This window comes from Mycolicibacterium sichuanense (assembly GCF_033741125.1).
Classification (GTDB): Bacteria; Actinomycetota; Actinomycetes; order Mycobacteriales; family Mycobacteriaceae; genus Mycobacterium.
The window spans coordinates 23,977-31,124 of record NZ_JAWQPU010000018.1 but is presented as its reverse complement, the minus strand read 5'-3'; the positions used below and the strand labels follow the sequence as shown (position 1 = coordinate 31,124).

Here is a 7,148-nt window from a genome sequence, read left to right as displayed (position 1 = left end):
TGTCTCGTTTCTACTTAGAAACGAACAGCCGCCGATCTTGATAGACGCCGTGGACCGTCGGGTGTTCATCCCTCGCGGCCTTGCCGTTGGCGACGCCTTTCTCATTTCGGGACCGTGCTGAGTCCTCAGACAAGACCGAGCGTGTCGTGGCGGGGTCGCGAGGTCGTCTTTGGGTGGGATTGGCGTCGTGGTTCAAGCCCCTCGCACGGAGGCAACGTCCCAGTTTGTTTCGGGCGTTGAAGCCCTCAACGAAGACCGACGCCGTGCGGGTCGCTGGGATCGCGAACAGCTCATCGGAGGGAAGGCCATCGAGCCTCGTAAGTAGAGCGCTGCGCATCCTGCTGGGGTTTTGACCAGCACCAACACCCGCTATCGGTCGGAGGTAATACCAACGTGAAACTCTTCTGCGGCATCGACTGGGCCGAGGCCCACCACGACGTCGCCATCATCGACGGCGACGGTCACCTGGTCGCCAAGAAACGCATCACCGATGACCCGGCGGGGTTCGCCGAGCTCATCGAAATACTCACCGCCGCCGGCGACGAATCCGAGGACCCGATTCCGGTGGCGATCGAAACCCCACGCGGGCTGCTGGTCAGTGCGCTACGCGCGACCGGTCGGGCGGTGTACGCGATCAACCCGCTCGCAGTCGCCCGCTACCGGGAGCGCCACTCGGTGGCACGGACGAAGTCCGATCACGCCGATGCCATGACCCTGGCCCACATCTTGCGTGTCGACGCCCACCTGCACCGTCAGCTGCCCAAGGACAGTGAACTGTGCCAGGCCATCGCGGTCCTGGCCCGCGCCCATCAGGATGCGATCTGGGCACGGACTAAGGCGCACAACCAATTACGGTCAGTGCTGCGGGAGTTCTATCCCACCTTCCTGGCGGTGTTCACCGGGCGGTTCGCTCTGGGGATCAGCAGCCCGGAGGCTCGCGCCGTGCTGGGGATCGCGCCGACACCGGCGGCCGCTGCCAAGCTTTCGGTGAGTCGGATCGCGGCGGCGCTGCGCCGGGCTGGTCGCAGCCGCAACATCGACCCGACCGCCGTCGAGCTCAAGGCAGCGTTGCGCGAATCTCAACTACGCCAACCCGTTCTGGTGGAGACCGCGATGGGACGCCAGACGCTGGCGCTACTGGCGGCACTGGACACCGCGTGCGCGAGTGTCGTCGATCTCGGCCAGGCCGCGGCCGAGGCCTTTCAGCAGCATCCCGATTACGCCGTGATCACAAGCTTTCCCGGTCTGGCCGATTCGACCGGCGCCCGGGTGCTCGCTGAGATCGGCGATGACCGCAGCCGGTTCTCCGACGCCCGGGCGTTGAAGGCCTACGCCGGATCGGCACCGGTCACCCGGGCATCCGGGCGCTCCATCTCGATTAGTCACCGCCGCATCAAGAACGATCGGTTGGCCAACACGGGGTGGGTCTGGGCGTTCGCCGCCGCCACGCATTGCGAACCCGCCCGCCTGCATTACCGGCGTCGCCGAGAACATGGTGACCGTCATGCCGCGGCCAACCGGCACCTGTTCAACAAGCTCCTGGGTCAGCTCTACCATTGCCTGCAACAAGGGAGTGCCTTCGACGAGGCCAAGGCGTTCGCGCAGACGGTCGACGCGGCAGCCTAGAAGAGGCGAAATCGACTATATGTCAATTGTTTTCGTTTTCTTATGTTGATCGGTGCGGACGTGACGGTAGATCGTCATCGGCGTGACCGAGCAGGATGCGGCGATCTCGGCCATGGTGAATTGGCGGGAGTCATACATTCGTTGCGCCTTGCCGATCAGAGCCGGTGTCATCTTGGGTGTACGTCCCCCTCGCCGGCCGCGGGCGCGGGCGGCAGCGAGACCGGCCTGGGTACGTTCCCGGATCAGTGCTGCCTCGTACTCGGCCATCAGGGCGAACATGCCGAACACCAGGGCGCCGTGGGCGGTGGTGGTGTCGACCAGCCCGTTGCACAGCGATTGAACCCCGACGCCGCGGGTCTGCAGGGTGGTGACGATGTCGATGAGGTCGCGCAGGTTGCGTCCGAGGCGGTCGATGCGCCAGATGGTCAGGGTGTCGCCGGCGCGCAGATCGGCCAGGCACGCGTTCCATTGTGGTCGGTCAGCCTTGGTCCCACTGGCATGGTCGGTGTAGACCTTGAGGCAGCCGGCGCTGTCGAGGGCGTCGAGTTGCAGCTGCGGGTTCTGGTCTGCCGTCGACACCCGCGCGTACCCGATCTTGGCCATCGCCGGACTTTATCGAATCCCGTCCCACGCGACGTGTTGTGTGAACGTGTTTTTGTGATGAGTTTCGATAGCCCAGGAACCTGCAAAGATTCTGCGCAGTGTCCCGCCGTCATGGGGTCTATCGCAACCGTTCCTTTGCGATAGGGGTCCAGGAACTCCGCCGCAACAGTATTCATCGCTGTTGCTCAACGATTTCGGTTCGGTAACCCGAGCTGATCGGCGGTTCCTTGTGCATGAAAGCCACAGCCCAACGAGCACGATCGTATTCAGGCGCGGCGTTCGGCGGCCGTGATGCCGCCTTTGAGGAGCTCGTCGATGACCTTCTTGAACACCGGCAGCATCAGCCGGTCAACACCGGGGATCTTCAGCGTCGACCGTAGATGCCAGCTGACCTCGGTCCCGGTGTCTGCTTCACGCAGCTGGATCGTGCCGACGTGATTTCGGGTCGGAGCGCCTGAGAGCATCTTGTAGGCGTAACGGGTGGGTCGCTCATACTCGATGATCTCTTCGACGAATGGGGGTCCGATCGCTACTAGACGTCTGATCGCGCCGACACCGTTGGGTGCAGGGGTTCCCTCGCGATCGAGCGTGCTACGCCGGCATGCCCACACGGAGGCCGCGATCCCGCGGTGGTCGGTCATGGCGTCGAATACGGTCTGGATCGGCGCCGTCGAGGTCCGAGTGAGGGTGAACTCGATCATCCGCACTCCATGCTGCCGATACGCGCTGCCAGCATGCAACTTCCTTCCGTGCTGCGAGTGAGACAGAACGAGTTAATCGCGGCAAGGTATGCCGTTCGCCCGGCTTCGACCGTAGTGCGCCAGCCGGTCTGTGGGCTCGTATTAGGGGCAACGGATCGCGTTGTGGCCAGGTGCACGGCTGTGGCCAGGTGCACGGTGAGCGTCTGCTGTCCCGAAACCCTTCGCGATAGCGCACGCCAGAATCGTCGCCACCCATTGACTCTTAGCGTGATCGGAGGTCTTGTCTCACACCGCGTGTCTCACATCTTTGCTGTCCAGGGTGGTGAGACAGTCATTGGCATGACGACGATCCTCGGCTACGCCCGCGTCAGCACCACAGGCCAAGACCTCGACGCCCAACTCGCTGCGCTCGCCGCCGCCAGCGTCGAGCCGGATCGGGTGTTCACCGACAAGCTCTCGGGGTCGGCGAAGACGGACCGGCCGGGACTGGCGGCTCTGCTCGCCTACGCCCGGCCCGGTGACACCGTCGTCGTCACCGCCATCGATCGACTCGGCCGCTCGGTCGCCGAAGTCACCCGCACCATCGCCGAATTCGGAGAGCGACGAATCCTGTTGCGCGCCTTGCGTGAAGGCGTAGATACAGCCACACCGACCGGGCGCGCAGTAGCGGCGATCATGGCGACCCTCGCCGAACTCGAGCTTGAGCTCGGCCGTGAACGCCGAGCTGCATCACGCGCATCACGCCGAACCCGGTGCCTGCCTGCTACCAAGCCACCACGGCTTAGCCCAGAACGGCAAGAACAACTCCGCCGACTCGCTGCTACTGGCGAACCCGTACGAGAACTGGCCAAGGCCTTCGGTATTGGACGGGCGACCGCCTATCGCTACTTGTCGGCAGAGCCGATGGTGTGAGGGACGAGGGGTCAACGCGCGCGTCGTCTGGTTCGTCTTGACGGGTTGTGGTCTGGAGGTCCACACTGATCGGTGCAAGCACCTCGCTAGGTGAGGCGTCTGCGCGGATAAAGGCCACTGACCCCGAACGTTGAAAGACGCCCCGGGTCAGGACAGCTCCTCCCGGATTAAGGGTTGAGCCCAAGTGGCTTCGAGCACCGAGTGTTTTCTGGTGGCCCGATACGCCGTGCAGTGCCGAAGCTCTGACGAGAGGGGTGTAGGTGTGGTCACTGTGCCGCACGTCCTCCCCACGTGTGCTTTCGATGTGACGCCCGCGTGCGTCCTGGCTGCGAGGAGGTGAGGAACACCGTTGAGTACCAGCGATAAACCGCCGTCTGCGGGTTCGGAGTTGTTCCCGCTGCGTGGCCAGCTTGAGTCGATCGAGGCCTAAAGCCCTTCTCGTCGTTGATTGTTCGAGTGCACCATTGTTCCGACGGTGCACCCCTACGGCGCTGCTGCCTGCTTGAGGTCCGCGTGACACTCAAAGATGCCACGACACCCCAATTTCTCTTTGCGTCAAGGAGTTTTGTCATGGTTGTTGTTCTGTCTCGTCTTCGCATACCCGTGGTGTCGATGGCGTCCCGTGCCGCACACGGATGGTTCACCTGGGGCCGCAGGGCGTGTCGACGGGTGTGGGTCCGGCGCAATTTGACCCCGCAGGAGCGGGCGTATCTGTTGGCGTCCTACACCCGGCCCGCGCTGATCACGGCGTCACTGGGTGGGCACGTCGGCTGACCGGTTCGGGCTGGGGTGCATCACGACCCCGGCCCGCCCCGGCCCGCCGCCGCGCGAGGAGGCCCACCGATGGACTCCCACGACGATCAGACGCACGACGCGATCGATAAACCCGCCAAAATAACTGCGCCGCAAGGGGTGTCAGGCCAGCGGGCCGACGGAACGCTGACCGCCACCATCCGGATGCTCACCGCCCGGGCGATGCTGCGGCACGGTGGTGACCCGGCGGTGGTCGCCACCACAACCCGCGTCCCGCAAGCGTTGGTCGAGGTGATGGCCGACATGGCCGACACCCCTACCCGTCCAAATTCCCAACCCAGCACCTCCGGACGATGTGGTGGGCGGCCTGCCGCGCGTCTAGCAGGTGTACCCGCCGATAGGCACCTGTGGCGACAGGAGATTGACAGGAATGGCTCGATGTTGCGACCCGTCCGACCTGGTCATACTGAGGACATGCCCAAGAAACGACGGTCCCGTACGCGGCGCACTCCCCCGCGGGCGGCGTCCGCCGGATCGAACCCGGCGTTCCTCGGTGACCTGGGAATGACTCCCAAGCGATCAACGGCCCCACTGCCGGAGGCCGATGACGATCGCCACGCCAGCGTGCGGGTCCGGTTGGCGGCGCTGATGCTGCGCCGCGGCGACGACGTCGGGGATGTCAGCGTGGCGACCGACGTCCCGGTCGCCCTGCTTGAGTTGCTTCGCGCGGAAGTCGCCGATGAAACTGACCTCGATCAGCAGCGCCAGGCCACCGTTGACGACGTGAGGCGGCGGCGCCGGGTCGTGATCGCCGTGCTGATCATGGAGGTCGCCGCGCTGGCGAACATCGTCATTGGCCTGATCGCGCTGATCGGGCACCTCGCCGGGTTGGGGTTACTGGCCAGCGTGATCGGGCCAGCACTTCTCCTTGCCGTCTACGTGGTAGCCAGATGCGCGACCCCTACGGGATCTCGCACTGGCTACAGCCCTCGGTACGCGGCCCGGCGTAAGGGTCGTGATCGAGGGCCCGGTGACTAACGACCTCTGTGGACGATCCATCCACATGTCCCAGGTTTGGGGTGTCTACCGACGGTGGTCGAGATCGGTGTCGCCCAGTGTTCACGTGGTCGTGCGCATATGGAACCGCGACATTCGGGCACGGCCGCGATCGTCTCATCGAGAAGGAAGAGTCACTATGCATGAAGTCCCGCCTGATGGTGGAGCGCCCACGGCGTCACGGCCGGTGATCCATCTGTCCGATCTCCTGGGTCGTCCGGTCGTCGCGAAGGCCGGTGACGCGGTGGGCCGGGTCGAGGACGTCATCGTCAGCCTGCGCGGTGCCGAGGGGTATCCGCCGGTCACCGGCCTGGTGGTAGGGATCGGCGGCCGTCGGGTGTACGTGTCGTCCGGGCAGATCACCGACCTGACCCAGGAACACGTCGATCTGTCGAAGAACAAGGTGGATCTGCGCGAGTTCGAACGCCGTGACGGCGAGGTTCTGTTGCGCACCGACGTCCTCGATCACCGGCTCATCGACGTCGCGGCCGCGGAGTTGGTGCATGCCTACGACATCGAGCTCGAGGACACCGGGGCGGGCTGGGTGCTGGCACGGCTGGATACCCGCCGGCCGGCGCGGCTGTTCGGGTTGATCAAATCCGGTGGGGGGCATGCCAGCCGGGACTGGAAGTCCTTCGAACCGCTCATCGGGCACACGGCGAGCGTGTTGGAGCGCGCGGGCGGGCGGATGTCGAAGCTGAAGCCGGCCCAGATCGCGGACCTGCTGGAGGACGCCGACAAAGACGAGGGTGGAGAAATCCTCGACCGCCTCCACTCCGACCCGGAGTTGGAGGCCGACGTCTTCGAGGAACTCGACCCCGACAAGGCCACCAAGATCCTGGGCGACATGACTGATACCGAGGTCGCCGGGGTATTGGCCCGGATGCGGGCCGACGACGCGGCGGACGCGATCGCCGATCTGCGCCAGTCCCGCCGTCGCCGGGTGCTGGAGCTGCTGCCGGCGGGGCAGCGCACCAAGGTCATCACGCTGATGGGGTTCAACCCCTCGACCGCGGGCGGGTTGATGAGCGTCGACGTGGCGTCGTGTTCGACGGATGCCACTGCCGCGCAAGCTCTTTCGATCATCGCCGCCGCCCGGGCGATGCAACCCGAGGCGTTGCTCAAGATGCACGGGGTCAACGAGGCCGGCGAACTGGTCGGGGTGGTCTCGGTGATCCGGCTGCTGCAATCCGACCCCCACACCCCGATCACCGAGCTGCTCGACGTCGACCCGATCCGAGTCACCCCGGAAGCCGACCTGACCGACGTCGCCCTGCTGATGGCCGACTACAACCTGGTCGCCATCCCCGTCGTCGACGAGGGCGACCGGGTGGTCGGTGTGGTGACCTTCGATGACGTCCTGGAGGCCACCATCCCCGAGGACTGGCGGCGCCGCGAACCCGCGCCGCGCCCGATCCGCGACGTCGTCGGTGCCCAGGACGGGGCCGGTCATGGCTGACTCCCACCCGCCGGTAGGCACCACCGACCCCACGGCAC

7 protein-coding genes and 1 riboswitch are annotated in these 7,148 nt (G+C 65.4%); of the genes, 4 read left to right on the top strand and 3 right to left on the bottom strand.

Annotation, left to right across the window (positions count from 1 at the left end; all coding sequences use genetic code 11):
* Window positions 1-393 precede the first annotated feature (393 nt).
* The gene (locus SBI80_RS27845) at window positions 394-1,626 is read left to right on the top strand and encodes an IS110 family RNA-guided transposase (protein WP_142556001.1); all 1,233 of its coding nucleotides are present in this window, start codon (window positions 394-396) and stop codon (window positions 1,624-1,626) included.
* A gap of 15 nt (window positions 1,627-1,641) precedes the next feature.
* Here SBI80_RS27845 and SBI80_RS27840 read toward each other — a convergent pair whose 3' ends face one another.
* Window positions 1,642-2,229, bottom strand: coding sequence for a recombinase family protein (locus SBI80_RS27840; protein ID WP_142556002.1), 588 nt, complete (start codon window positions 2,227-2,229; stop codon window positions 1,642-1,644).
* A gap of 266 nt (window positions 2,230-2,495) precedes the next feature.
* Window positions 2,496-2,930, bottom strand: coding sequence for an SRPBCC family protein (locus SBI80_RS27835; protein ID WP_142556003.1), 435 nt, complete (start codon window positions 2,928-2,930; stop codon window positions 2,496-2,498).
* Between the two features lie 339 nt (window positions 2,931-3,269).
* Here SBI80_RS27835 and SBI80_RS27830 point away from each other — a divergent pair, with 339 nt between their 5' ends.
* Together SBI80_RS27830 and SBI80_RS27825 are read left to right on the top strand one after the other, a co-directional pair.
* Window positions 3,270-3,842 carry a recombinase family protein gene (locus tag SBI80_RS27830; protein ID WP_036349816.1) on the top strand — a complete coding sequence of 191 codons (573 nt, stop codon included), beginning with the start codon at window positions 3,270-3,272 and terminating at the stop codon, window positions 3,840-3,842.
* Window positions 3,843-3,917: 75 nt separating this feature from the next.
* A riboswitch (M-box (ykoK) riboswitch) is annotated at window positions 3,918-4,103 on the top strand.
* A gap of 309 nt (window positions 4,104-4,412) precedes the next feature.
* A complete protein-coding gene (locus tag SBI80_RS27825) occupies window positions 4,413-4,616 on the top strand; it encodes a hypothetical protein (RefSeq protein ID WP_318978379.1) in 204 nt (67 codons plus the stop codon).
* Between the two features lie 558 nt (window positions 4,617-5,174).
* Here SBI80_RS27825 and SBI80_RS27820 read toward each other — a convergent pair.
* Window positions 5,175-5,474, bottom strand: coding sequence for a hypothetical protein (locus SBI80_RS27820; protein WP_036349814.1), 300 nt, complete (start codon window positions 5,472-5,474; stop codon window positions 5,175-5,177).
* A gap of 316 nt (window positions 5,475-5,790) precedes the next feature.
* Here SBI80_RS27820 and SBI80_RS27815 point away from each other — a divergent pair, with 316 nt between their 5' ends.
* Window positions 5,791-7,110, top strand: coding sequence for a magnesium transporter MgtE N-terminal domain-containing protein (locus SBI80_RS27815; RefSeq protein WP_036349811.1), 1,320 nt, complete (start codon window positions 5,791-5,793; stop codon window positions 7,108-7,110).
* Window positions 7,111-7,148 lie beyond the last annotated feature (38 nt).

Coding starts and splice junctions, on each gene's coding strand:
- SBI80_RS27840 (WP_142556002.1), bottom strand. CDS start 2,229: ATGGCCAAGATCGGGTACGCGCGGGTGTCGACGGCAGACCAGAACCCG.
- SBI80_RS27830 (WP_036349816.1), top strand. CDS start 3,270: ATGACGACGATCCTCGGCTACGCCCGCGTCAGCACCACAGGCCAAGAC.
- SBI80_RS27815 (WP_036349811.1), top strand. CDS start 5,791: ATGCATGAAGTCCCGCCTGATGGTGGAGCGCCCACGGCGTCACGGCCG.
- SBI80_RS27825 (WP_318978379.1), top strand. CDS start 4,413: ATGGTTGTTGTTCTGTCTCGTCTTCGCATACCCGTGGTGTCGATGGCG.
- SBI80_RS27835 (WP_142556003.1), bottom strand. CDS start 2,930: ATGATCGAGTTCACCCTCACTCGGACCTCGACGGCGCCGATCCAGACC.